The sequence below is a fragment of the Marinobacter salsuginis genome (assembly GCF_009617755.1).
Classification (GTDB): domain Bacteria; phylum Pseudomonadota; class Gammaproteobacteria; order Pseudomonadales; family Oleiphilaceae; genus Marinobacter; species Marinobacter salsuginis.
Window position 1 is genome coordinate 61,429 of record NZ_BGZH01000001.1, and the last position, 24,767, is coordinate 86,195.

Here is a 24,767-nt window from a genome sequence, read left to right on the forward strand (position 1 = left end):
AGCACTGGTTCAGGGTTCAACGAATGGCTGCGGTTGCCTTGGTGCCCATCAGGCGCATGAATACGGCCACGCCCAGGCCCCAGAACCCGTTGAGGATAAGCCCGCCAACCCAGGTCTGAGCAGAGACATCGAGCCCTTTAAGAGGAAACACCACCAGCATGGCAACGGCTGTGGGACCAACTGCCCCTACAATGACATGCCCCAGCCAGAACTTCATCCCCGCAAGGCGACCGAGAATCAGCCACAGCAACATACCCCAGAGGCCACCAAAGAACGCCAGTGATACAACCTGCGGAGCGCCCAGCGGTGGCACCGGTGACATGTTGAACGGCGCTGCGGGCACAACACCGCCCAGCCAGAACAGTGCGAACAGGCCCTGATGGAATACCAGGGTCGCGAGAAAACCACTTGCAAACGCCTTGAACCAAACCATGAACAATCCTCTGTTGGTGTGAATAGCTGGCCTTAACTCGTTGATTCTGCGTAGCTCATCCTACAACTGCAACCGATATTAGCAGTTTTGAGCGCTCGTTCTACTTTCCCCGCCGCGCTATTGAATCCGTCGTCACGGCCAATCGTTTGTCACACTTCATGGGGCACACTGCAACACAGTGCACGACACGATTTTCGGAGGTTCGAATTGATCACCTTTTTGATGGTACTGAGCATCTTGCTTGTGCTGTTCAGCGCTTTCGTCTGCTGGCAGGTTCTTGAACAGCGCAAAGTGATCGCACAGATGATGGAGAATGACGACATCGCAGATTCCGAGCAGCAGCCGGAGATGGTTATTACGCTACGGGTACTGGATCCGATTGCCCTGGCCAAACGGGAATCACGCTCTGCCCGCGTGCTTGCCGACAAACTCCCCGTGATGGTCCGCAAAATGGTGTACCAGGAAGTGCTAAAAGAGCTCGAAAGCGAAATGGCAGAGCGTGAAATCGAGGTCGACATGCAGCTCGAGTATCGATGATTCGGGTAGTCACTCCGGTTGATGGAAGCGCATTAACATGATCACCACCGCGATCGTATCTTTTCTCCTGCTACTGGCCTTCATGGGCTTCGGCATCGCCTATTGGCAGCTCCTGCTGTGCCGCCGTGAAGCCCGGATTCTCAATTCTCACCGGGTGGCGGCACACAGCGCCCTACAGAAAAGCAGAATGGATCTTCTGGAAGTACGGAACCGTGCCCGCCTGCTGGAAGATTCCGTCTCAGGCGGTGCCAGCGCAGTGGAGAAAGTTCACAAGGCGATTTCCAACACCACCTTCGGGCTGATTGATCTATTCTCGAAAGATGAAGAGTTCCGGCAGACGGCCCGAAAAGCGCGAGCCACCCATGACCAGACCAGCCAGCAGATCTACCGAACGGTGCGCACCACCAATAAGGCGCTTCACATCCTTGCCGATACCCTAATCATCGGCAAGGCCGAAAAGCGGCTCGCGTCGCGCAAGCGTGGCAAGGACTCGGGTTCCGACGATCAATAACTTTCGGGAGTCAGCTCTTTTCCCAGGATTTGAGCACCACGTCGACGGTCACCTCCAGTGAGTCAAGCGCCGCTGCCTTCTCAAGTCCCTCGGCGCTGGCCCGGTACAGATGCGGAGTCATGGCCAGAAGATCGGCAATACTTTCCTGATCCGGCAGTGTCAGGGGAAAACGCACGACGGTAGAGTCCAGTTGTCGAAAGCCCTCCGGCGCTGCACTGTCGGTCTTTCCAGGCGGTTTCAGCTCGGGATAGATGATTTCTCGCAATTCCCGAAGATGATCCGCACCGCCATCCACCTGGATCACCCGCCCTCCTGGCTTGAGCACACGGGCAAATTCGCCATAGACCGGAAAACCAAACAGGCAAAGAACCAGATCCAGCGATTCCGCCAGAACCGGCAGGTTTGCATTGCTGCCCACTACCCATCGGGTCTGTTTATCCTGTTTTGCCGCTGCGAGGACCGCCCATTTCGAAATATCGACACCAATCATCGCAAGGTCTTTATCGCCAGCCTTGCCTGCCAGGTGCCGTAGGTAATAGCCTTCTCCGGAACCCGCGTCCAGCACCGACCCCTTCCCCTCATCGGGCAGCGACTGCAGCGCCCGATCGCTAACCGACTCAGCGATCCTTGCGTAGAAGCCGGAATTCAGGAACCGTTGTCTGGCCGCCACCATCGCCTTGCTGTCGCCCGGGTCCAGGGTACGTTTCTTCTGGACCGGCAACAGGTGCACGTAGCCCTGCCGGGCGACATCAAAACTGTGCCCGTTCTCGCACCGCCAGGACGTTCCGCTGGCGGTGAGCGCGCACCCGTCCAACGGGCAGGCTAAAGCATCAAAGGGTGCGGTGGTCATGGTGTTTGAATCCGGTTCAACTGTCAGGCCGGGTATCATGGCAGGTATTGAGGTTTCACCCAACGCAAAAAGGCACCCGGAGGTGCCTTTTTTCAAGCTTGTTAGAAAGTTACAGAACTTTCTTCAGCTCTTCCTCAAGCTGCGGAACCGCTTCAAACAGGTCCGCTACCAGGCCGTAATCGGCAACCTGGAAGATCGGCGCTTCTTCATCCTTGTTGATCGCAACGATCACCTTGGAATCAGACATACCCGCCAGGTGCTGAATGGCACCGGAAATGCCCACGGCGATATAGAGCTGCGGAGCAACAATCTTACCGGTCTGGCCAACCTGCATGTCGTTCGGTACGAAGCCGGCGTCAACAGCAGCACGGGATGCGCCAACAGCGGCACCCATCAGATCGGCAACCTGCTCAAGCATCTTGAAGTTGTCGCCGTTTTGCATTCCGCGACCACCGGAAACCACGATACCGGCGCTTGCCAGATCAGGACGGTCAGACTTGGCCAGCTCTTCGCTAACGAACTGGGACAGGCCAGCGTCTTTTACAACGTCCAGCTGTTCAACGGCAGCGGAGCCACCTTCAGCAGCAACCGGGTCGAACGCGGTCGGACGAACAGTAACGACTTTGATGCTGTCACTGGATTTTACAGTGGCAATGGCGTTACCAGCGTAGATCGGGCGAACGAAGGTATCTTCGGACTCCACGCGCATGATGTCGGAAACCTGGGCAACGTCCAGCAGTGCAGCAACGCGCGGCATGAAGTCTTTGCCCACGGTGCCAGCGGCGGCCAGGATGTGGCTGTAGCCCTTGCCAACTTCGGCAACCAGCTCACCCAGGTTCTCGCCCAGGAAGTGACCATAAGCAGCGTTGTCGGCAAACAGTACCTTGTTAACGCCTTCGGCCTTGGCAGCTGCTTCAGCAACGGCACCACAGTTCTCACCGGCAACCAGTACGTCGATGTCTCCGCCGATGGCCTTGGCAGCCGCTACAACATTCAGGGTAGCCTGTTTCAGGCTGCTGTTGTCATGTTCAGCAATTACAAGGATGCTCATTTAGATCACCTTCGCTTCGTTCTTCAGTTTATCGACCAGCTCGGCAACGTCGGCCACTTTCACACCCGCCTGACGGGAAGCAGGCGCTTCAACCTTCAGGGTGGAAAGGCGCGGAGCGATGTCGACACCCAGATCGGCCGGGCTCATGTTGTCCAGCGGCTTCTTCTTGGCCTTCATGATGTTCGGCAGAGAAGCATAGCGCGGCTCGTTCAGACGCAGGTCGGTGGTGACAACCGCAGGCAGATTCAGGGAAACGGTCATCAGACCACCGTCTACCTCACGGGTTACGTTAACCTTGTCACCCTCAACAACTACTTCAGAAGCGAAAGTGCCCTGACCCATGCCGGTCAGCGCGGCCAGCATCTGGCCAGTCTGGTTGTTATCGGAATCGATGGACTGCTTGCCAAGAATGACCAGCTTCGGCTCTTCTTTCTCAACAACAGCCTTCAGCAGCTTGGCCGCTTCGAGAGACTGAACCTCCTCGTCGGTTTCGACGTGGATGCCACGGTCTGCACCCAGCGCCAGCGCAGTACGGATCTGCTCCTGAGAGGCTTTCGGACCGATGGATACCACCACGATTTCACTGGCAACACCCTTCTCCTTCAGGCGAACGGCTTCTTCTACCGCGATTTCGCAGAACGGGTTCATTGCCATCTTGACGTTGGCGAGGTCAACACCGGTGTTGTCCGGCTTGACGCGCACCTTTACGTTGTAGTCGATTACTCGTTTTACAGCGACCAGAACCTTCATAGATTCCTCGTTCTTCTACGATGGGTTTATGACTTGCAGTCCTCGCGCAGAGCCTGCCGACATTCAATGCGCACTAATGATGGAGGCAACACTCGGCAGAATCAATAGCCTCAAACGACGCGCCAGGACTGAACTTTCAGCCAATTCCCCGGTATTGACCGGGAACGGCAATGAGACGATACTAGATTTCGACTCAAAACACACGATGTTTCAGTGTGCTCTTACAATGCCAAAGGTCAGAGTGAATTTCAAACAAACGTTTGTTTGATTCTTCAAATACGGTATCCTTTTGGTTATGCAAGTCGGGACAAACGGCTTGGGGCGGTCGTCTATACGCAGTTTTACCGGTATGATGGCGGCCCAGAATAATTGGCCTGCGGGCACATAATTTCCATTAAAGATGTTTGAGGAGACCAACGTGGAACGCGAATCGATGGAATTTGATGTTCTGATCGTCGGCGGCGGCCCGGCGGGCCTGTCTGCAGCGTGCCGTGTCATGCAGTTGGCACAGGAATCCGGCGAGGAACTCACCGTATGTGTGGTAGAGAAAGGTTCTGAGATCGGCGCGCACATTCTGGCCGGTACCGTATTCGAGCCCACTGCCCTCAACGAACTCTTCCCGGACTGGAAAGAGAAAGGCGCTCCGCTGAACACGCCCGTTACCCGTGACGACATTTTCCTGCTGAAGAACCAGGATAGCGCCACCAAGATCCCCAATGCCTTTGTGCCCAAGAACATGCACAACCATGGCAACTACATCATCAGCCTGGGCAACCTGTGCCGCTGGCTGGCCGAACAGGCCGAGCAGCTTGGCGTTGAGGTCTATCCGGGCTTTGCGGCCGCCGAGACCATCGTTGAGGATGGCCAGGTAAAAGGTATTATCACCGGCGATATGGGCGTGGCCCGCGACGGTTCCGAGAAAGACGGCTACATGCCGGGCATGGAACTGCGCGCCAAGTACACCCTCTTCACCGAAGGCTGCCGTGGCCACCTGGGCAAGCGCCTGATCAACGACTTCAAGCTGGATGAAGGCAAGGATCCCCAGCACTACGGCATCGGCATCAAGGAGCTGTGGGACATCGATCCGGCCAAACACGAGCCAGGCCTGGTCGTCCATACCACCGGTTGGCCGCTCAACGAGACCGGCTCCACCGGCGGTTCTTTCCTGTATCACCTGGAGAACGGCCAGGTTTACGTGGGCCTGATTACCGATCTGTCCTACAGCAACCCGCATCTGAGCCCATTCGAAGAGTTCCAGCGCCTGAAGCTGCACCCGGAGATCAAGAAGCACCTGGAAGGTGGCAAGCGGGTGTCCTACGGTGCGCGCGCCATCGCCAAGGGCGGCTACAATGCCCTGCCGAAAATGAGCTTCCCGGGCGGCCTGCTGCTGGGTTGCGACGCCGGCACCCTGAACAGCTCCAAGATCAAGGGCTCCCACACCGCCATGAAGTCCGGCCTGTTGGGCGCCGAAGCGGTCTTCGAGGCCCTTAAGGAAGGCAAGAGCGGTGAGGAAATCACCAGCTTCCAGAAGCGCTTCGAGGATAGCTGGCTGTACAAGGAACTCTACGCCGAGCGTAACTTCGGCCCGGCCATGCACAAGTTCGGCAACGTGGTGGGCGGCGCCATTGCCTTCTTCGAGCAGAACATCCTGCGTGGCAGCCTGCCGATCACCTTCCACGATACCACTCCGGACTACGCCACCCTGAAGCCGGCGTCCGAGTGCAAGAAGGTGACTTATCCCAAGCCGGATAACACGCTGACCTTTGACCGCCTGTCCTCGGTGTTTATCTCCAACACCAACCACGAGGAAGACCAGCCGGTACACCTGAAGCTGACGGATCCGGAGCTGCCGATTCGTGACAACCTGCCGAAATACGACGAGCCTGCGCAGCGTTACTGCCCGGCCGGCGTGTACGAAGTGGTCGAGAAAGACGACGGCAGCGGCAAGCGCTTCCAGATCAATGCCCAGAACTGTGTTCACTGCAAGACCTGCGATATCAAGGATCCTGCCCAGAACATCAACTGGGTGACTCCGGAAGGGGGCGGTGGCCCGAACTATCCGAACATGTAAGTTCGGCTTCTGTTGCAAAACGGCCCTTTTGGGCCGTTTTTTTTGGATATCGGGTTGTCCGATTACGGCTGAATTAATTCCAGGCATAAAAAAACGGCTCGATGAGGAGCCGTTTTTCGTTGCGCTTCAGAAAAGCTTAGTGAGCGTGACCGTGCTCTTGCTCTTCGTCAGTCGCGTCGCGAGCTTCTACCACTTCTACGTCGAAGTGCAGAGTCTGCCCGGCGAGCGGATGGTTGGCGTCGATGGTGACGGTTTCGTCGCCAACTTCAACCACGCGAACAACCTGGGGGCCGCCCGGGGTCTGTGCCTGGAACTGCATGCCCGGCTCGATGGTGTCGACGCCTTCAAATGCAGAACGTGGAACCGGCTGGATCAGTTCTTCGTTTACTTCGCCGTAGCCTTCTGCAGGTTCTACAGAAACCTTAACCTGATCGCCTGCGTTCTTTTCGTTCAGTGCACTTTCCAGTCCACCGATAATGTTCTGTGCACCTTCCAGGTAAGACAGAGGCTCGCGACCTTCTACACGGGAGGAATCAAGCTGCTCTCCCTGATCGTTGGTGAGCGTGTAATGGATGGTGACAACACGAGGTTGGGCCATGTGATCTCCTTGCGTGTCCGCAATGACTGTTTAATTGATTTAGGCAATCGAAAGTGATCGTGAACAGCCAGACTGAACAGAGGGACTAACGACCACCGGGCCTCGTTAGAGAGCCAGGCTCATAACAAGTATGAAAACACAGTTTAACAACTGAGTTGATGCGTTTTCTACCGTAATTCTGGGGCCGCGGTACGGGTTTTCAACCACCCTGCCCGATTTTATAGAAAATTCCGTGGCTAAATACGCCGAGGGTCGGATGGCCACCCTCGTTTCGCTCCACCACATGCTCGGCCAGATCGTAATAGGCAGCCGTGACCAGGCGCGCGTCGACGCCATGGCGAACCTTCACAACCGGGCGTGGCTCGTCGGAGCCCGGATAGGTCCCCACTTCCAGCGGGTGGTCCTGGCCAATCTCCAGGGTTTCGCCCACATTGGTGGTCAGTGAGATGACCTGCCGGTCGCCCTCTCCGGTTACCTGGAGCGAGTGCGCCAGAAGCGGTGCATCCTCAACCTGGATTCGCCACTTCTCGACCGGGGTCACCAGGTAGTACTCGCCATCTTCTTCCTTGCGGAGAATGGTGGAGAAGAGACGCACGATGGCTTCCCGCGCCAATGGCTCACCCTTGAATATCCACTGGCCATCACGGGTGATGCGCAGGTCCATATCGCCCGAGAGCTCGGGGTTCCACTTATCCAGGGGCGGGTTTCCGGCATTCTTCACGGTTTCCTCCACCTGTTTTGCAAGATTATCCGGATTCATGCTCATAACCGTGGCTCCCGGTCCGGTAAATTACAACCCGCGCATCCATTCCGCACGCAGCGGCGCCGCACCGGGATTGGTGATGGCCAGGTTCACCTGGTCCAGCATCTTCTGTTTGTCCCTGCCCAGCGTCCCCTTGAGAACGAGATAGTTGGAGGCGTGATCACTGCGGAAGATGGTTTTATCCAGTTCCAGGTGCTCCAGGAACAGGCGGATTTCCTCGAACAGCCCTTGCTGTGACAGTGGAACGAAATCGTCACCGAACCCTTCCCGGAAACGCCCCTCCCCCTGCGGAAAGCTCACCACGAGGGTCGACAGGTAGTCCGGCTGGGTCTCATTACAGAGGGTGGCGGTGTTGATCGCATGCTGACGGGAGAGACTTTCACCGCCAAGCCCATTCAGCACCATCACAGAACTGGTAAGGCCCGCTTCGCGAATCTTGACCAGCGCCGAGCGGGTCGATTCCCAGGTTTCGCCTTTGTTGACGCGGCGCAGAACCTCATCATCGCCGGATTCCATCCCGACGTAGAGAATCTGGAGGCCGGCTTCCTTCAGCTGTGCCAGCTCTTCCACGGTTTTTTTGGCAAGATTACGAGGCAGGCAGTAGCTGGAAACCCGCTGGAGGTCGGGAAAAGCTTCCCGTAATTGCCCGAGAATCTCCAGCAGGCGACGGGTCGGCAACACCATGGCGTCCCCATCCGCCAGGAAGACACGGCGCACACCACCCAGACTGCGAGCTGCATTCTGGATATCCTTAAGCACGTCGTCGGGCTTGCGGGCCCGGAATTTCTTCTGGGGCTGGGTGTACATCTCACAGAAGGTGCATTTGTTCCAGGAACAGCCGTTGGTAACCGGAAGGATCAATGACTTGGCTTCACTGGGAGGCCGGAATACCGGCTCTACGTAGTCAATCGGAAAGCTGTACATAATCAGGCTCGGATTTGAGAATTCAGAAATCGGATAAACCGAGTATCAGGGCAGAAACTGCGCTTTCAAGTCTGCGCAGCCCGGGCCAACCACCGGCATATCGAGCATCACCGCCTGGGAAGTCATGAACGGAATGCCCCGGCGGTGGGCATCTACCAGGAGGGTGGCAAGACTACCGACCAGCGGCATGTGGGAGACAATCATCAATGGCGATTCGTGCTGTTCAATCAATGCATCGAGGCAAGCGCCGGGATCGTCGTCCGGGGTGATAAACAGCTTTTCTTCAACGGGACAATTCAGGATCTCGGAAACAATCGCCGCTGTTTGCCGGGCCCGGACGTATGGGCTGCTCCATATCAGTTTGGGGCGCCAGGGCGACTCGGCGATGCGGGCAGCCACTTCGGCCGCGCCCAGGCGGCCGGATTCTGTCAGTTCACGCTCCTGATCCAGCGTGTGCCAGCCGGCTTCGCCGTGACGCATGATGAGCAGTTGCAAGGGCTCTCTCCTTTCAGACCGTCTCCGGCCTTTGCAAACCGTTTTACTGGCTGATGGTACGCGGCAAGATGAACTCTACGTCGGAATTCTGGACCGACATCATCAGGCTGTTGATCACCGCCTTGATGGATGCGTTCTCGTAGAGAATCTCGTAAAGACCACGGACCAGCGGCATATAGATACCGATCGCCTCGGCCTTTTCCTTAACCAGTTTCAGGGTATAGATACCTTCGGCTACCTGCCCGAGCTCTGCCACCGCATCATCCAGCTTCTGGCCCTGGCCTACTGCATAGCCCACTCGGAAATTTCGGCTCTTGGATGAGGTACAGGTGACAATCAGGTCACCGACGCCCGCCAGCCCCATGAAGGTCATCGGGTTGGCACCGAGGCTGACGGCGAACCGGCTCATTTCCGCAAGCCCCCTCGTGATCAGCATGGCCTTGGCGTTCTCGCCCATCTCCAGGGCAGAGGCGAGGCCAGCAACGATTGCATAGATATTTTTCAGTGCTCCGGCGAGTTCTACGCCATACACATCCACATTGGCGTATACGCGGAAGTATTCACAGCCCAACAGATCCTGAACGGAACGGCGCACGTCCGGATCCTTGGCGGCGATAACGGTAGCAGTCAGATCTCGATTGACGATTTCTCCTGCCAGATTGGGACCACTGAGCACGCCTGTGCGGCAACGGGGAATCTCCTCCTGGAGAATCTCGCTCATCAACTTGAAGCCGTGCTCTTCAATGCCTTTGGTCAGACTGATCACAATCTGGTCATCGCGGAATTTTTCACAGTTTTCGCGAATGACGGCCCGAAAGGCCTTGCTGGGAATGGCGACGAAGACAATTTCGGCCTTGCTGACCGCATCCGCAAGGTCCGTGGTGGGCTGAATATCTCCGGACAGTTCAACGCCGGGCATATAGCGGCTGTTCACCCGGGTGGTACGAATTTCCGCGGCCTGGTCCTGGCCGCGCATCCAGAAGTGCACGCGGTGGCCGTTTTCACCCAGTACCTTGGTCATGGCGGTGCCGAAGCTGCCACCGCCGAGAACCGCTACGTCGTGCACCGGTCTGGTTGCCCCGGTGTCTTGAGGCGTCGATTGTTCAGACATAGTTCTTCCGTTTTGTCAGATCAGGTGTGAAACCGGCAGCGCCTCACATCGAGGCAAGGAGGCATTAACCGGGCTCTTCACATTCCAGAGCGCGCACCAGATTCTTGAATTCTTCCCTGTTTCGGTTGTTCAGGCCCATCAGTACCTTGTGGGCATCGAGCACCTTGTCCCGAACCTGCTGTTCGCTGGCTCTGAGTACAGGTATCTCTTCAAGCTCTTCAATACGGGACGCGGGTTCTCGAACGATGATGAATATCTTGTCGAACCCCATGGAAGTGATAATGCGGGTAATGTCAGGGTTGGTCGAAATCAGTGTGGGCAGGAAGTGGCTTTGTTTCTGGGCCGCCATGGCTATTTTGGCAAGCAGTCCGAGCGTGGTGCTGTCGATGATCTCGGTTTCGGTCAGGTCGATTACCACAGTCTTGAACTGTGGGTCCTGGGTAATGGACTCAACCAGATTGTCCAGCGTCGAACACAGGTTCAGCCGGATTTCCCCGATAAACTTCAGGACATAAATGCCCTGTTTTTCAGCTTGCAGGATCTTGTAACCAGCCATGTCTCACACTGCCACTAATTCGACGGGGTGTTATCTGATGTCCCAATGGTATCAGTAACCGATACGATAGCGATATCGTCCGGCAGCTCTGTGATCTGGTCGAGATTCAGAGCATCGCTCAGAGAGGCGATAGTGTGACGACCTCCCGATACGAGTTCAAGTAGTGTCCGTTCCTTTTCATCCAGACCTTTTTCCCGGATAACTTCCAGAATTCCATCCGAAAACAGGGTCAGATGAAACGGTTTGTTCAGGGGGACTTCGTACACCTCCCACTCCGGGGTCTCAAACAACCCGACCGGTAGCCCGCTCCCCTCCAGGAAAGCCGTCTTCCCTCCCTCGAAGGACAGGATGGGCATCGGGAAATGTGCGCCCACTGCGTAGTTCAATTTACGCTCACTCAGGGAAATGATGCCAACGAATACGGTTACGTGTTTGCCGAGACCGGTATCCAACAATTCCGAGTTGATTCGTTCCAGGAAGCGGTCCGGGTGCAGGATATCTTCACTGGAGCCCCGGCGAAGGTTGCGCTGGAGGCGGTTCGTCAGGTTTTTCAGCAATACCGTCACGAAAGCTGAGCTGGCGCCATGGCCGGAGACATCAGCAATGTAGACCAGTACCTTGTCGTCGGAAATGCGGAAATAATCCAGAAAATCGCCGCTCAGATAGAGCGACGGCTTGATCATGTGGTCCACGTGTAGGCCGCTCATGACCTGCTCGTGCTCGGGCAGCATTCGTAGCTGGACTTTCCGTCCGGCACGCTGGTCTGCCCGTAACTCGGCAATGCCGTCCCGGAGATCCCGGTTGGCCTCTTCCAGTTCCTGTCGGTACAGCTGATTCAGCCGATTGACCCGAACCCGGTCAAACAGTTTCCCGAGGACATCATCCAGGGCACCTTTGTCGTCGTTGCAGGGTTTCAGGACAAAATCGGCCGCCCCGGCCCGGAGCGCATTGACCACATCGGCACTGGATTCACTGGAGGAACAGGCCACGATCGGGGTGAAGGTTTCGGCTTCTTCCAGGCGGCTGGCAAGGTCCCGGATGGCCTCCGGAGACAGATCTGCAAAGATGACATCGGGAATGTTATCGTCAAACAGGGCCTTGGCGCCGGCGAGATCCGGATACCCCGTTACGTAGAACCCCCGCGCTTCGAGGTATCGGGCGAGATCCGTACGGGCCTTTTCATCGGCGTCTATTATAAGTATGCGCTCGGTGCGCGAGGTCATGGCGACTGCCCTAAACTACCAGCGATAAACGATAAATTGGCTTGAATAAGCCTATTCTGGCACGCCCCTGTGATATAACAAGGCCAAGTTCATGAAATCGGAGGATTCCAGCTGATGCGACGTGCCGTAAACGATCTACTCGGAGCCTATGACAAGCTGATCATGGATCCGGTTCATGGAGGCATTCCACTCTACCGGCACGAAATCCAGGTGATCGACCATCCGCTGTTCCAGCGCCTTCGAAACATCTGCCAGAACGACATCCTCAGCCTGGTCTTCCCCGGAGCAACCCATTCCCGGTTTCTCCACAGCATCGGCGTGATGCACGTGGGCACCCGTATGTTCCGCTCGATGATTGACGCCTATCTGCGGGAACGCCAGCTGAGCGAACAAACCGACCTGAGCCTGAGCCAGCTCGACGCCATCGACTACCTGGCAAAAACCATCCGTCTGGGCTGTCTGCTGCACGACAGTGGCCACTCCAGTTTCTCGCATCAGTTCACCCAGGCTCGACGCATTCGGGAGTTGATGTCCCGGCCGGGACGATTCCGGGATCTCTGGCACGGCGTGGATTATTCCACGTACCACCCGAAAGAGCCCGATGAACTCGAACACGAACACTACTCCGTGCGAGTCGCCCACGATGTACTAACGGCCGTGGATCTGGAGAGTGCAGGCCTATACGCCCGGGATGTCATCGGCATCATGGAAACGACCGAAGTAAGGCCCAGCGAAACATTCTGCCGCCACGCTCGAACGTTCTGGGCCTTTATCGCGGGAGAGGATGCGGCCGCCGGTTCTCCCCTGAGCGAAGACATTCCGGGCCTGGTAATGGATCTGCTGTCATCCATTGTATCGGGCGAAATCGATGCCGACCGCGCTGATTACATGTTGCGGGATGGCTTCCACTCGTCGGTGACCATCGGCGGCTTCAATCTGGACCACCTGCTGAGCAACCTGCGCTTTGGCTGGGATGTTTCTGAACCCTGGCTGGGGCTGGCCATTACCCAGAAGGGGCTGGGGGCGCTGGAAGACTTTGTCTACAGTCGCCACCAGATGTACCGGAAGGTGTATGCCCACAAGACCGCACTCGGCTTTGACTGGCTGCTTCGGGAAGCGATCAATGAGGTACTTGATGACCCGGAGAACTTTGAATGGGTGGATACCTGCCTGAGCGACATGGCCTATTTTGCAGAGCTGACCGACAACTTTTTCTGGGAGGCCTTCCGGAAAGTGGCCCGCAAACACCCCAAGAGCTTTTCCTTCTGCATCGTAAACCGGGTGAAGCTGAACCACCTGGATACCCGTGAAGACCTGTCCGCCAGGGGCATTGAGCGGCACAGCGCCTGGCTGGCTGGCGAGCTTTCGCTCAACCCGGCCCAGGTGGTGACCTGCTCCATGCGGGCACGCTTCTCGAATATCCAGGACAATTTTAACGGCATCAAGGTGCTGGTGCGCGAGCCCATTCACCGTGGCCGTTCACTGAAGAAGATCACCGATGTGAGCGCCTTCTTCAGCAAATTCAGCGACGGCACCATCACCCATTTCTACACTCGCCCGGATGTTACTACGGGCAGCCAGGAGGCTCTCACTGAGTAACAGCCGCAGTGGTCAGTTCGGCAACCAGGCCGCTGGCGCTGTCGAAGGCGCCTTCAACCCGTCCGCCACTGAGCCAGTCGCCGGCAAGCCCCAGCCCGTAATCCGGAAACCATAAGTGCCCGGGCTGGTCGCCACCCTCGGAGCGGGCATAGAGCCAGCGGTGCGTGACCCATTCGTCTGGCGGGGTTTCAAAGCCGGTCAATTCCCGGAATGCGGCCAGGAGTTTGTCGGCGACTTGTTCGGCAGGCGCATCCACATGCTCTTCGGTCCAGGCCGGACTGGCGTGCAAAACCCACCACTGCCCTTTGTCTTCCCGACCGGGTTTGCTGGAATTGTTGGCCACCCAGAACAATGCCGGATGCTGGCAGCGCATTCCCTCATGGTGCGGCCAGGGCGACTCGGGGAAATGAGCAGCGACAGCCCAGCATGGCAAAACCCGACTCACCGGATCATCAAGTTGCGAAGCAAGCTCTTCCAGACCGCTGTCGGCGAGAAGATCCCGGGCCTGTGCCGGCGGAGCGGTAATGATCACCTGGTCAAAGTCGCCAAGTTGGGTGCCAGAGGTATCCAGGAGGCGCCAGGACTGGTCGTTTCGGGCCAACTTACCCACTCGGGTTTCAGCAACAACGGTTGCGTGGACCGACAGGGCGCGGGTAATGGCCGTCATGCGCGGGGTTCCAACGAAACGCGTTTCGTCCGGAAATGGCTCCCAATTGCCTGCTTCGGTCTGGAAACCAAACCGCCCTTCCCACGGCCCGAAACTTTCCGGGCCGGCGAAGTTGCGGAGAAACGGCAGGAAATCCGGATTCCGGGAGGTGAAGTACTGCGCCCCGACATCTGCCGAACCGCCGGTTACCCGTTTTGCCGCGAGCCTGCCACCGGGCCCCCGGCTTTTCTCGAAGACCGTAACGTCATGGCCCAGGCTTCGTAACTGGATCGCCGCTGTCAGCCCGGCAAGGCCTGAACCAACGATAGCGATACGGCGTATAAGTGGTGAATCAAAGGTTTGATTAAACATGGTTTATCGTGCATCCAATTCCGGTAGTCAGATCGTACAACATCCCATGAAACGGCTTCGGCCACAGGGCTGAGCGTGCGATCAAGGTTCCATACAAGAGAAAGGGCAATCAGGGTATGACCCGAATGCAGCATTGGTTTACAAACATTCTGAGGTGGTTCGATTCCGAGGCGGGTTCGGATCACATCGACACGACATCCAGATCATTCAATTTTTTGCGGGTTATCCCGTTCATAGCGCTTCATCTGGCATGTTTGCTGGCGTTTTACACGGGGGCAAGCGCATTCGCCATCGGGTTTGCGTTTGCGTTTTTCCTGGTGCGGATGTTCGCGATTACAGGATTCTATCACCGGTACTTTGCCCACAAAACGTTCAAGACCAGTCGCCCTGCCCAGTTCGTCTTCGCTGTTCTGGGCGCCAGCGCTGCCCAGCGTGGCCCCCTGTGGTGGGCAGCGCATCACCGACACCATCATCAGCACTCCGATGACGAACTGGACCTTCATTCGCCTCACCAAGGCGGTTTCTGGTGGTCACACATGGGCTGGTTCACCTGTGACGCCGGGTTTGCAACGGACGAACGCCGCGTTCGCGACTGGCTCAAGTTTCCAGAGCTCAAACTGATCAACCGGTTCGATGCGCTGGTTCCTGCCCTTGCAGCCGTCGGCATCTATGCCCTGGGCGAAGCTCTGGCAGCCTGGGCTCCGGGCCTGGGCACCAATGGGCTGCAGTTGTTGGTGTGGGGTTTCTTTATCTCGACCGTGGTGTTGTTCCACGCCACTGTGTCGATCAATTCCCTCTCCCACGTCTGGGGCAAACGCCGGTTCGAGACATCCGACGACAGCAGAAACAATTTCTGGCTGGCTCTGATTACCCTCGGGGAAGGATGGCACAACAACCATCACCGCTGGCCACAGTCTGTCCGGCAGGGCTTTCGGTGGTATGAAATCGATATCACATGGTATGGACTGTGGCTGATGTCGAAGCTGGGAATCATCTGGGAGCTTAATCCGATTCCCAAGCATATTCAGGAGGAGACACGCGAACTGGATAAAGCGAGGAGGAGCAACAAATGACAACCGCCTCAAAGATCGAAGTCGGTAAGCGGAACTCGGCGCTTCCGGCGGCGCTCGGCCATTTCAGGGCGCTCTTCAACGAACTCGATAAAGGCAATCTGAACAAACTTTCAGAGGTCTACAGCGAGGATATCCGCTTTCAGGACCCGCTGGAGACAGTACAAGGGCTTGATGAGCTCACCCGCTATTTCGCCGGTGCCTATGCAAACGTTATTTCCTGCCGCTTCGATTTTGGCGAAGCGATTGTACAGGGAGAATTTGCCGCCGTGCCCTGGGTGATGCACCTGCGCCACAAGCGGATTCGCAAGGGGCGGGAGGTCCAGGTTCGGGGCATAAGCCATCTGGAGATACGTGATGGAATGGTGTGCTACCACCGTGACTACTTTGACGCAGGGGAAATGCTCTACGAAAACCTGCCGGTAGTTGGCAGGGTCATTCGCTGGATCAAGGATCAGGCAGGATGAGTGATCGACTTCAGGAAACCTCGAATATCTGGATAACGGGTGCCAGTTCCGGCATTGGTGAGTCCGTTACCCGCGCACTTGCACGCGGCGGTCATCGGCTCGTTATTACCGGGCGACGCAAGGGAGCGCTCGAAGAACTGGCATCCGTGGCGCCCGACAGGATTATCCCGGCTGCAGCGGACACCACCAGCAAGGAGGATCTTCAAGCCATTGCGGGGTCGCTTGAGAACCACGGCGACCTGAACATGGTGATTCTCAACGCCGGTACATGTGAGTATCTGGAGATAGCACACTATGACAGTGATGTTATCGAGAAGAACATCCACACCAACGTGATTGGCACGGCCAGGTGCCTGGAGATTGCTCTGCCCGCTCTGCGCCGCAGCCGGGCAAAGGGGCAACCGGCCACCCTGGTAATTGTCAGTTCGTCTGCCTGGTGGTTCCCGTTTGGCCGGGCCGAAGGTTACGGCGCTTCCAAGGCTGCGCTGACCTACTTTGCCCAATCCCTCAGGGCGGATCTCGCGGCCGAGGGTATTGATGTGGTCGTAGTCTCTCCTGGCTTTGTAAAAACCCCTCTGACCGACCGCAATGATTTCCCGATGCCCTTCCTGGTCTCGGCCGAGGACGCGGCAGAACGGATTGTAAGCGGGCTGGCACGTGGTAAAAACGAAATCGCTTTCCCGAAGCGATTTACCTGGATGCTCAAAGTGCTTGGTGCCCTTCCCCGGCCCCTGATTGACCGGATGTCGGCCTCCATGGCCCGTAAAAGTAACGCCGAACAGGAAAACAATGAATGAGTAGTGAACGTCAGCGAATTGCTGTCATTGGGGCCGGCGTTTCCGGCCTCACGGCTGCCTGGCTTTTGGCCGAGAAACACGAGGTTCAGGTTTTTGAGGCCGGCGACTACGCCGGTGGTCATACCAACACCGAAGAGGTAGAGGCCGGTGGTCGTACCTGGCCGGTAAACACCGGGTTCATCGTGTTCAACGACTGGACCTACCCCAATTTCATCAAGCTGATGGAGCGGCTCGGAGTTGCATCTGAGGTCAGCGATATGAGCTTCAGTGTGGATTGCAGCAGCACCGGCCTGCAGTATAACGGCACCAGCCTCAATACCCTGTTCGCCCAGCGGAAGAACCTGCTCAACCTGCCATTCCTGAAGATGGTCCGGGAGATTCTGCGGTTTAACAAGGAAACGCGGGCTGACCTGGAAGCGGGCAACATCAACAACCAAGAAACCCTGGGCGAATACCTGAACCGGAACGGCTATTCCCGTTACTTCCGGAACTACTACATCGTACCCATGGGAGCGGCCATCTGGTCAGCGCCGGAAATCGTGCTGGAACAGTTTCCGATCCGCTTCTTCCTCCAGTTTTTCAACAATCACGGCATGCTCTCGGTGGATGACCGCCCAACCTGGCGGGTGATCTCAGGCGGCTCCGCCCAGTACGTAAAGAAAATGATGTACAGGCTCGGTGATGGCATGCATCTGAACAGCCCTGTTGACAGGGTTGTCCGGAATGAAGGCGGCGTTATGCTTACTGTGAAAGGCGAGGAACACCACTTCGATCAGGTGATCTTTGGCTGTCACAGCGACCAGGCGTTAGCGATGCTCGCCGACGCAACCGACAAGGAACGCGACATTCTGGGCGCCATGGCCTACCAGAATAATGATGTGGTACTCCACACCGACAGCAGTGTGTTACCGGATAATCGCCGGGCGTGGGCGGCCTGGAACTATTTCATCCCGACCCATAGTACCGAACCGGTCTCGGTTACCTACAACATGAATATCCTGCAGAATTTCCACGATGCCCCGGAAACTTTCTGTGTGACCCTGAACCGCAGCCGTGATATTGATCCCGACAAGGTTATTAAACGCTTCGAGTATGCCCACCCGGTATTCACACTGGACGCGGTGGCTGCCCAGGAACGCTACGACGAAATCGGCAATCAGAATCGGACCCATTTCTGCGGTGCATACTGGTTCAACGGGTTCCACGAAGACGGTGTTCGCAGTGCGCTGCGGGTAACCGAAGCCTTCGGGGTGGAGCTTTGATCATGAACAGCCAGTGGCTGGAGGGTACTGTCCGGCACAGACGGAAGTACCCGGTGCAACACGAATTCAGCTACAGCACGGGCATGCTGGCCCTGGACACCGACGAGTGGGACACGGTTTCAGGGGTCAGTCCGCTGTTCTCCCTGGAACGTTTTAACTGGATTTCCCTGAAACGCAGGGATTATTTCCGACCGGACACCGGGGACCTCTCGGTTGCGGTTCGCGATCACGTTGAGGAAGCCACAGGCTGGCGCCCCGACGGCGAAGTGGAGCTGATCACCCATCCCCGGTATTTCGGTTATGTGTTCAACCCGGTCAGTTTCTACTTTTGCTACCGGTCCGGGGAGCGCCCGGCTGATGGCGTGGTTCCCAAAGTGATCGTTGCCCAGATTACCAACACCCCCTGGCACGATCGCCATGTCTATTGTCTGGAAACCATGGGGGCAGAACCTAACCAGGCCGGGTGGCGCACCGAGCGGTTCGGCTTCAGCAAGCGTTTTCACGTCTCGCCATTCAATGGCATGAACCAGCACTACGAATGGACATTCAGTTTCCGCGGCCCGGATCTCAGAATTCACATGAATGTTCTTGAGGGCGACCGAAAACATTTTGATGCCACCCTGGTAGTCCAACGCACCCCTCTCAATCGTAAAGATGTGCACAGAAGTCTTCGAAAGTTTCCGTTGGAAGCGTTCAAGGTTGTGGCCGGCATTTACTGGCATGCGCTGCGCCTCAAGCTGAAGGGGGCGCCATTCTACAGCCACCCGGACAAGCTTCCCGAAGACGACAGCGCCTACCGCCGTGGGCACGATGATTCCGGGCTGGATGTCACCAGCTCCGAGACCAATGACAAGATCCGTGGAAGGGTAAGCTCATGGAGAACCTGAATACCTCAGTTGAAAACACCTCATCCGACTCGGGCAGCCTGCCGGTTCTTAGCCGGTTTGCAAGGACTCTGGTGATTCAGCAGCTCCGTCTACTGGGCGAAGGCAAATTGACAGTCAAAGAATCCGGTTTTGAAGACCTGGTATTCGGAGATGACAACAGCCAGTACCAACCTGCCGAATTAATCGTTCACGATCACAGTACCTGGCGTGATCTTCTGACCGGCGGAAGTGTCGGTGCTGCGGAGGCCTTTGTGGCCGGTGACTGGTCCACGCCCGACCTGGTTGCCCTGCTCCGTTTCTTTACCCGTAACGTTGACCGAATGAACGAGTTTGAAGATCGGTTCAGCTGGGTTACCAAACCGGCCCTGAAAGGGTTGCATTGGCTAAACCGGAACACCAAGGAAGGCTCGCGGAAGAACATCAGCGCCCATTACGATCTGGGTAACGATCTGTTCGAGGCGTTCCTGGACCCAACCATGATGTATTCCTCAGCCATATACCCAAGCGCCGAATCCACGCTCGAAGAAGCGGCCGTGCACAAGCTGGATACCATTTGCCGGAAACTCGATCTCCAGCCTGGGGACAAAGTGATTGAAATCGGCACCGGTTGGGGCGGCTTTGCGATTCACGCCGCCAAACATTACGGCTGCCATGTGACTACCACGACCATTTCCAGAGAGCAGCTGGAGTTGGCGAAGGCGCGGGTTCAGAAGGAAGGCCTGGAAGACCGTATTACCCTTCTGTTTGACGATTACCGGGATCTTGAAGGCCAGTTCGACAAGCTGGTATCCATCGAGATGATCGAAGCCGTCGGCCCGCAGTTCCTGGACAGCTACTTCTCCCAGATCAACGCGCTGTTAAAGCCCGATGGGCTGGCACTTGTGCAGGCCATCAACATGCCGGAGCAGAGGTACCACAGGGCCCTGAAAAACGTCGATTTTATTCAGCGCTTCATCTTCCCGGGCAGCTTTATTCCCTCTTTCGGCGCGATCCTGGAGTCCGTCCGCAATGATAGCAAACTGGTGCTGACCCATGCCGAAGACATCGGATTTCACTATGCCCGAACGCTTCACGACTGGTGTGAACGCTTCATGGCTCAGCGTGACAAGCTGGATTCCATGGGCTACGACGAGGCCTTCCGTCGCCTGTGGCACTTCTACTTTGCCTATTGCGAGGCGGGCTTCAGTGAACGTGCCATTGGCGTGGCGCAGCTGGTTTTCGCCAAGCCCGGCAACAAACGTGAGAACATCCTGAGCGTATGATCGCCTCTGAAACTGCCCGTAACATCCTGAACTTTCTGCTGTTCCAGGCAGGCTGGTTTGCCTGCGTGTTTTATCCGGGCCTGATCGGAGCTGGCGTGGTGGTGGTTTTTCTGGTGCTGCACTTTGTGCTTGTGAGCCAGAACCGAATGACAGAGCTGCAGTTCATCGGCCTGGGAACCGTGGTTGGCTCCGTTCTGGACGGCATCTGGTTCCGGACCGGAATTCTGGACGACGGAACCGGACAGGTGATGCTGACGCCACCGTGGTTGGTGGCCATCTGGGCCATTTTCATGACCACTCTGAGCCATTCTCTGGACTGGATCAGCAAGAAGGCGTGGTTGCCGTTCGTTCTTGCACCCTTCGCTGGCCCGTTCGCCTACTGGTCCGCCAGCCAGCTCGGCGCCGTGCAGCTGCCGGAGTTGATGCCCTCACTGATCGCACTCGCATTTGGCTGGCTAGTGGTTTTTCCATTGCTTTTGTACGCCCGCAAAACGCTATATCCGGAGCTGGTGCAATGAGAACCAGGCCTTTGGTCGTTTCCTTTGCCTTGATGACTGCAGCGTTGCCGGCGGTGGCACAGGATTTTCGCTTCACCGGTACCGCGACCACCGACGGCGGTAACGTCATCTACGAGGAACGGCATGCCGTTGATGGAACCTGTGAGGAAGGAATCTTCCGGCCCCGACAGCATGAAGTGGCCTATCACAAGCCTGGCTCGGAAGCGTCGTTCGCGCGTAAGTCCCTGGAATATGGGGCGTCAGTTCTGCGACCGACCGTGGATTTCTTGCAGCCCACGTTCGACGAAAAGATGGAGATCACCTATCCCGAACCCGATACTCTGATGATCAACTGGCAGACGCCTGTGGGCGATTCGGAGCGATTCCAGGTGGGGTACTCGTCCAATACCGTTGTCGATGCGGGGTTCGACAACTTTGTCCGCCAGAACTGGCAAAGCGTACTGGCCGGTGATCCGGTAGAATTCCGTTTCCTCGGGCCTACCCGGGGCGAGCACTATGGCTTTGTGCTGGAACGTGTCGAGAACGAACAAGTAGACGCCGACCATGTAGTCCAGATACGTCCGACAGGCATGGTGCTGAGGTTCCTGGTGGATCCTATCGTGCTGGGTTACAACAACGCCGGTGCCCTTTCCGATTATCTTGGCCTGACCAATATCCGGAAAAACCAGGACGAGAACTACACCGCACATATTCGCTATTCCGTGCAAACCAGCCCGGATTGTGAACTGACCCCCTGAAACTGTCGCCCCTGCCAAGGCAGACCCAGGGGGTCAGTGTGTTAAACTCCGCCGGGAACCAACGCCGGAGAGTTTTTCGTAATGATGTTAGTCTCTTTCAACGTCAACAGTATCCGTACCCGCCTGCATCAGCTTGAGGCCGTCATCGACGCCCTGGCTCCGGATTTTATCGGTCTTCAGGAAACCAAGGTCCAGGACGACGACTTTCCCGTCGAAGCAATCCGCGAACTCGGCTACCACGTCCACTTTCATGGCCAGAAGACCCACTACGGCGTTGCGCTGCTCTCAAAGGCTGAGCCGGACGAGATTGTCAAAGGCTACCCCTGGGACGGCGAGGACTCCCAGCGCAGATTGATCACCGGCCAGTTCACCGTAAATGGTGAAAAACTGACAGTAATTAACGGCTACTTTCCCCAGGGCGAGAGCCGCGACCACCCGGTGAAGTTCCCTGCCAAGGAAAAATTCTACGCCGATCTGATGCGCTACCTGGACGAGCTCAAGCAAGCCGGAGGGCATGTCGTGGTCATGGGCGATATGAACATCTCTCCAACCGACAAGGACATTGGCATTGGCGCAGACAACGCCAAGCGCTGGCTGCGCACCGGCAAATGTTCCTTTCTGCCCGAGGAGCGGGAATGGCTGGGCCAGGTTGAGTCGCGCGGCTACACCGATGTATTCCGCCACCTGCACCCGGACGAGGCGGACACATTCAGCTGGTTCGATTACCGCAGCAAGGGATTTGAACGGGATCCCAAGCGCGGTCTCAGGATTGATCTGATCATGGCCAGCGACAGTCTGCTGCCCAAAGCCCGCCAGGCAGGCGTTTCCTACGACATTCGAGCCATGGAACGGCCGTCCGACCATTGTCCGGTCTGGGCGAGCTTCGAACTCTAGGGGCTGGCCGGGCGCGACATGAAAAAAATCAAAACCCGCGACCGTATTCTTCAGACCAGCCTGGCGCTGTTTAACAGTATTGGCGAGCCCAATGTCACAACACTGCTGATCTCGGATGAGCTGGATATCAGCCCGGGCAACCTTTACTACCACTTCAAAAGCAAGGGCGACATTGTCGAGGAGCTGTTCGACCAGTTCGAGCACGACATGGTGGATCTTCTGGCGGTTCCGGAAGACGCCGACATCAGCCTCGATCAACAGGGGTTTTTCCTGCACCTACTGTTTGAGACCGTCGCCCGCTACCGGTTTCTCTACCAGGATCTGGTGAACGTTCTGTCCCGCTACGATCAACTGCAGGTTCGTTTCAAGCGCATCCAGAAGAAGAAAATCGTCGCGTTCAGAACCATTTGCGACAGCTTCCGGCGCCAGGAAATCATGGCAATAGACGCTGAAGAACTTGAGTCTTTGTGTGAGCAGTTAACGCTAACTGCCTGTTACTGGAGTGCTTTTGACACCCTATCCCACTTGGATGACAGGGAATCAGTCGATCCGGGGCGTGGGGTCTACCAGATGATGCACCTGATCCTTCCCTACCTCGAACCCGGCCACCGCGAAGAAGCCCGACTGATGAGCCGGGACTATCTCTGAGGGGCGCGATTATTCCTCTTCATCGTCACCGGCACGATTGCGCAGGCGGGCAAGCTCTGATTCAAGGGCTTCAATCCTCCGTTCCAGGGATTCGATCTCTTCCCTGCGGTGGATCCCCAGGCGCCTCAGTGCCCCGGAAACCCGTTCATCAAACATGTGCTCAAGCCGGTCCCAGGTACCGGTGGCACGTTCACGAACCCCCTCGACCCGGTCTTCCACGGACTTGATCTGCTTCTCGACCACACCCCGGGTCTTGTTCTCCAGTTGCTCACCTTCCTGAACAAGACGATCGAAGAATCGGCCGGTGTCCTCTTCGGCTTTAGTATAGGCACCCAGCCCGGCCAACCAGATCTGGCGGGCGGAATCCTTGATTTTTGCCGCCAGTTGCGGATCATTCTCCGGCTTATTGTCGTTCTCGTCAGACATGTAACAACCTCGGGGGTACGGATATTTCTTTCGACGGCCTATTGTATTACAGGTTTGGCCGGATTTCAGTCGGCCTGAGAGCCGCACAGTGAAAGGCCGCAGTATAAAGACGTATCCGATATGAAAAAATGTTTTCAAACGAAAGTGACTCTCGCTTGAAGTGTTCAAAATATAGTCAATACTTCCCAATACCGGCGTCCCTGCTGATGCCGGTTTGTCTGGAAGTCTTTCATGGATACTACTCGCACGCCTCTGCCCGGCATCCTTTGCCGGGCTTTTTTTTGGTATTATCGCCCCCAGATATATGCTTATTCCAAAAACCTCGTCTCACGTTCGGAGTAACAGATGATTGAAATCGCCTGGAGTAACTTCACCCCCTGGTCCGCGCTTCTTGGGGGCATTCTGGTGGGCATCGCCGCTGCCAGCTTCCTGCTTCTGAACGGTCGCATTGCCGGCATCAGCGGAATTCTCGGTGGGCTTCTTGCGCCGGCAAAGGGCGATATCGCCTGGCGCCTCGCGTTTCTGTTGGGGTTGATCGGTGCTCCGGTTGTCTGGGTACTGGCTACTGAACTTCCCCCCATTGAAATCGAAGCCGGCTATCCGGCTCTGATTATTGCCGGACTGCTTGTCGGTATCGGCACGCGATACGGTTCCGGCTGTACCAGTGGTCACGGAGTTTGCGGGCTGTCGCGGCTTTCACTTCGCTCGTTGGCCGCCACCCTCAGCTTTATGGCGGCCGGATTTGTCACTGTTTATGTCATTCGTCATCTTCTGGGAGTCTGACACCATGAAATTTTCACTTGCCTCCCTGTTTGCCGGCCTGGTTTTTGGTCTGGGCCTTATCGTGTCCGGTATGGCAAATCCCGAGAAGGTGCTCGGCTTCCTGGATATTGCCGGCGCCTGGGATCCTTCACTCGCCTTTGTGATGGGCGGCGCCATCATGGTGGGCGTGGTCGCGTTTGCCGTTGCCCGTAAACGTACCCTCTCCTTTCTCGGCTTCCACATGAAGATGCCCACCAGCAACCATATCGACAAACGGCTGATCCTGGGCGGTCTGATGTTCGGCATCGGCTGGGGCATAGCCGGTTTTTGTCCCGGCCCCGGGCTGGTCGCGCTCGGTGCCGGCGAAATCAAGGCAGCGGTGTTTGTGGCCGCCATGGTCGCGGGTATGGGCATCTTCGAGGTGATTGAGCGCAGCCGCGCGAAAGCATAAGTAGTTTCTGTTAATTTCCCTGCCGCCATTCTGACACAGCCCGGAGGCTATGCGATCATGGCGGCAGCCCCACTACTCGATCCGGAGAGGACATCC

29 protein-coding genes are annotated in these 24,767 nt (G+C 56.9%); 16 read left to right on the top strand and 13 right to left on the bottom strand.

Annotated features, from left to right (window positions below):
• Positions 1–16: 16 nt before the first annotated feature.
• Positions 17–433 (bottom strand): hypothetical protein, encoded by a 417-nt coding sequence (locus tag GJU83_RS00270; protein ID WP_153633472.1) that lies wholly within the window; start codon positions 431–433, stop codon positions 17–19.
• 207 nt (positions 434–640) lie between these two features.
• Between GJU83_RS00270 and GJU83_RS00275 the strand changes: the two genes are divergently transcribed.
• Positions 641–970 (top strand): hypothetical protein, encoded by a 330-nt coding sequence (locus GJU83_RS00275; RefSeq protein WP_153633473.1) that lies wholly within the window; start codon positions 641–643, stop codon positions 968–970.
• A gap of 37 nt (positions 971–1,007) precedes the next feature.
• A complete protein-coding gene (locus GJU83_RS00280) occupies positions 1,008–1,481 on the top strand; it encodes a hypothetical protein (RefSeq protein ID WP_141697201.1) in 474 nt (157 codons plus the stop codon).
• Positions 1,482–1,491: 10 nt separating this feature from the next.
• Here GJU83_RS00280 and GJU83_RS00285 read toward each other — a convergent pair whose 3' ends face one another.
• From GJU83_RS00285 to GJU83_RS00295, 3 genes are all read right to left on the bottom strand, one after another.
• Positions 1,492–2,331 (bottom strand): putative RNA methyltransferase, encoded by an 840-nt coding sequence (locus tag GJU83_RS00285; RefSeq protein ID WP_153633474.1) that lies wholly within the window; start codon positions 2,329–2,331, stop codon positions 1,492–1,494.
• Between the two features lie 109 nt (positions 2,332–2,440).
• The gene (locus GJU83_RS00290; protein ID WP_153633475.1) at positions 2,441–3,382 is read right to left on the bottom strand and encodes an electron transfer flavoprotein subunit alpha/FixB family protein; all 942 of its coding nucleotides are present in this window, start codon (positions 3,380–3,382) and stop codon (positions 2,441–2,443) included.
• Positions 3,383–4,132 (bottom strand): electron transfer flavoprotein subunit beta/FixA family protein, encoded by a 750-nt coding sequence (locus GJU83_RS00295; RefSeq protein ID WP_069183601.1) that lies wholly within the window; start codon positions 4,130–4,132, stop codon positions 3,383–3,385. It lies immediately after the preceding gene.
• A gap of 418 nt (positions 4,133–4,550) precedes the next feature.
• Here GJU83_RS00295 and GJU83_RS00300 point away from each other — a divergent pair, with 418 nt between their 5' ends.
• Positions 4,551–6,203: an electron transfer flavoprotein-ubiquinone oxidoreductase gene (locus tag GJU83_RS00300; protein ID WP_069183712.1), complete on the top strand. Its 1,653-nt coding sequence runs from the start codon at positions 4,551–4,553 to the stop codon at positions 6,201–6,203.
• 136 nt (positions 6,204–6,339) lie between these two features.
• On the opposite strand, the gene GJU83_RS00305 is transcribed toward GJU83_RS00300, so the two are convergent.
• The 7 genes from GJU83_RS00305 to GJU83_RS00335 form a co-directional block, all read right to left on the bottom strand.
• A complete protein-coding gene (locus GJU83_RS00305; protein ID WP_008171631.1) occupies positions 6,340–6,801 on the bottom strand; it encodes an FKBP-type peptidyl-prolyl cis-trans isomerase in 462 nt (153 codons plus the stop codon).
• A gap of 199 nt (positions 6,802–7,000) precedes the next feature.
• Positions 7,001–7,567, bottom strand: coding sequence for a DUF1285 domain-containing protein (locus tag GJU83_RS00310; protein WP_153633476.1), 567 nt, complete (start codon positions 7,565–7,567; stop codon positions 7,001–7,003).
• 24 nt (positions 7,568–7,591) lie between these two features.
• Positions 7,592–8,488 carry a radical SAM protein gene (locus GJU83_RS00315; RefSeq protein WP_153633477.1) on the bottom strand — a complete coding sequence of 299 codons (897 nt, stop codon included), beginning with the start codon at positions 8,486–8,488 and terminating at the stop codon, positions 7,592–7,594.
• A 45-nt stretch (positions 8,489–8,533) separates the two neighbouring features.
• Positions 8,534–8,983, bottom strand: coding sequence for a SixA phosphatase family protein (locus tag GJU83_RS00320; RefSeq protein ID WP_069183597.1), 450 nt, complete (start codon positions 8,981–8,983; stop codon positions 8,534–8,536).
• Between the two features lie 43 nt (positions 8,984–9,026).
• A complete protein-coding gene (locus tag GJU83_RS00325) occupies positions 9,027–10,094 on the bottom strand; it encodes an NAD(P)H-dependent glycerol-3-phosphate dehydrogenase (protein ID WP_153633478.1) in 1,068 nt (355 codons plus the stop codon).
• Between the two features lie 64 nt (positions 10,095–10,158).
• Positions 10,159–10,650 (bottom strand): STAS domain-containing protein, encoded by a 492-nt coding sequence (locus GJU83_RS00330; protein ID WP_064230439.1) that lies wholly within the window; start codon positions 10,648–10,650, stop codon positions 10,159–10,161.
• A gap of 14 nt (positions 10,651–10,664) precedes the next feature.
• Positions 10,665–11,873 (bottom strand): PP2C family protein-serine/threonine phosphatase, encoded by a 1,209-nt coding sequence (locus GJU83_RS00335; RefSeq protein ID WP_069183595.1) that lies wholly within the window; start codon positions 11,871–11,873, stop codon positions 10,665–10,667.
• A 114-nt stretch (positions 11,874–11,987) separates the two neighbouring features.
• Here GJU83_RS00335 and GJU83_RS00340 point away from each other — a divergent pair, with 114 nt between their 5' ends.
• Positions 11,988–13,472 (top strand): HD domain-containing protein, encoded by a 1,485-nt coding sequence (locus tag GJU83_RS00340; RefSeq protein ID WP_153633479.1) that lies wholly within the window; start codon positions 11,988–11,990, stop codon positions 13,470–13,472.
• Here GJU83_RS00340 and GJU83_RS00345 read toward each other — a convergent pair.
• Complete coding sequence (locus GJU83_RS00345) at positions 13,462–14,490, bottom strand: NAD(P)/FAD-dependent oxidoreductase (protein WP_153633480.1); 1,029 nt, start codon at positions 14,488–14,490, stop codon at positions 13,462–13,464. The genes GJU83_RS00340 and GJU83_RS00345 overlap by 11 nt on opposite strands.
• 116 nt (positions 14,491–14,606) lie before the next feature.
• On the opposite strand from GJU83_RS00345, the gene GJU83_RS00350 reads away from it, so the two are divergent.
• From GJU83_RS00350 to GJU83_RS00395, 10 genes are all read left to right on the top strand, one after another.
• Positions 14,607–15,563, top strand: coding sequence for an acyl-CoA desaturase (locus tag GJU83_RS00350; RefSeq protein WP_069183592.1), 957 nt, complete (start codon positions 14,607–14,609; stop codon positions 15,561–15,563).
• A complete protein-coding gene (locus GJU83_RS00355) occupies positions 15,560–16,027 on the top strand; it encodes a nuclear transport factor 2 family protein (protein WP_069183591.1) in 468 nt (155 codons plus the stop codon). The genes GJU83_RS00350 and GJU83_RS00355 overlap by 4 nt, the downstream gene beginning before the upstream one ends.
• Entirely contained in the window at positions 16,024–16,824 is an 801-nt protein-coding gene (locus tag GJU83_RS00360; protein ID WP_153633481.1) for an SDR family NAD(P)-dependent oxidoreductase, read from the top strand. The genes GJU83_RS00355 and GJU83_RS00360 overlap by 4 nt, the downstream gene beginning before the upstream one ends.
• Complete coding sequence (locus GJU83_RS00365) at positions 16,821–18,086, top strand: NAD(P)/FAD-dependent oxidoreductase (RefSeq protein WP_153633482.1); 1,266 nt, start codon at positions 16,821–16,823, stop codon at positions 18,084–18,086. Before GJU83_RS00360 ends, GJU83_RS00365 begins: the two co-directional genes overlap by 4 nt.
• Before the next feature lie 2 nt (positions 18,087–18,088).
• A complete protein-coding gene (locus GJU83_RS00370) occupies positions 18,089–18,973 on the top strand; it encodes a DUF1365 domain-containing protein (protein WP_069183588.1) in 885 nt (294 codons plus the stop codon).
• The gene (locus tag GJU83_RS00375) at positions 18,961–20,235 is read left to right on the top strand and encodes an SAM-dependent methyltransferase (RefSeq protein ID WP_153633483.1); all 1,275 of its coding nucleotides are present in this window, start codon (positions 18,961–18,963) and stop codon (positions 20,233–20,235) included. The genes GJU83_RS00370 and GJU83_RS00375 overlap by 13 nt, the downstream gene beginning before the upstream one ends.
• Positions 20,232–20,753: a DUF2878 domain-containing protein gene (locus tag GJU83_RS00380; protein WP_136632205.1), complete on the top strand. Its 522-nt coding sequence runs from the start codon at positions 20,232–20,234 to the stop codon at positions 20,751–20,753. Before GJU83_RS00375 ends, GJU83_RS00380 begins: the two co-directional genes overlap by 4 nt.
• A complete protein-coding gene (locus GJU83_RS00385; RefSeq protein WP_153633484.1) occupies positions 20,750–21,490 on the top strand; it encodes a hypothetical protein in 741 nt (246 codons plus the stop codon). Before GJU83_RS00380 ends, GJU83_RS00385 begins: the two co-directional genes overlap by 4 nt.
• 81 nt (positions 21,491–21,571) lie before the next feature.
• Positions 21,572–22,384 (top strand): exodeoxyribonuclease III, encoded by an 813-nt coding sequence (gene xthA / locus GJU83_RS00390; RefSeq protein WP_153633485.1) that lies wholly within the window; start codon positions 21,572–21,574, stop codon positions 22,382–22,384.
• Between the two features lie 18 nt (positions 22,385–22,402).
• The gene (locus GJU83_RS00395) at positions 22,403–23,032 is read left to right on the top strand and encodes a TetR/AcrR family transcriptional regulator (RefSeq protein WP_136632202.1); all 630 of its coding nucleotides are present in this window, start codon (positions 22,403–22,405) and stop codon (positions 23,030–23,032) included.
• Positions 23,033–23,041: 9 nt separating this feature from the next.
• Here the strand turns inward: GJU83_RS00395 and GJU83_RS00400 are convergent, their stop codons facing one another.
• Positions 23,042–23,458, bottom strand: a complete 417-nt coding sequence (locus GJU83_RS00400; protein ID WP_069183582.1) for a phasin family protein — start codon at positions 23,456–23,458, stop codon at positions 23,042–23,044.
• Between the two features lie 345 nt (positions 23,459–23,803).
• Between GJU83_RS00400 and GJU83_RS00405 the strand changes: the two genes are divergently transcribed.
• Positions 23,804–24,241 carry a YeeE/YedE family protein gene (locus tag GJU83_RS00405; RefSeq protein WP_153633486.1) on the top strand — a complete coding sequence of 146 codons (438 nt, stop codon included), beginning with the start codon at positions 23,804–23,806 and terminating at the stop codon, positions 24,239–24,241.
• A gap of 4 nt (positions 24,242–24,245) precedes the next feature.
• Positions 24,246–24,671, top strand: a complete 426-nt coding sequence (locus GJU83_RS00410) for a YeeE/YedE family protein (protein ID WP_153633487.1) — start codon at positions 24,246–24,248, stop codon at positions 24,669–24,671.
• Positions 24,672–24,767: the final 96 nt, after the last annotated feature.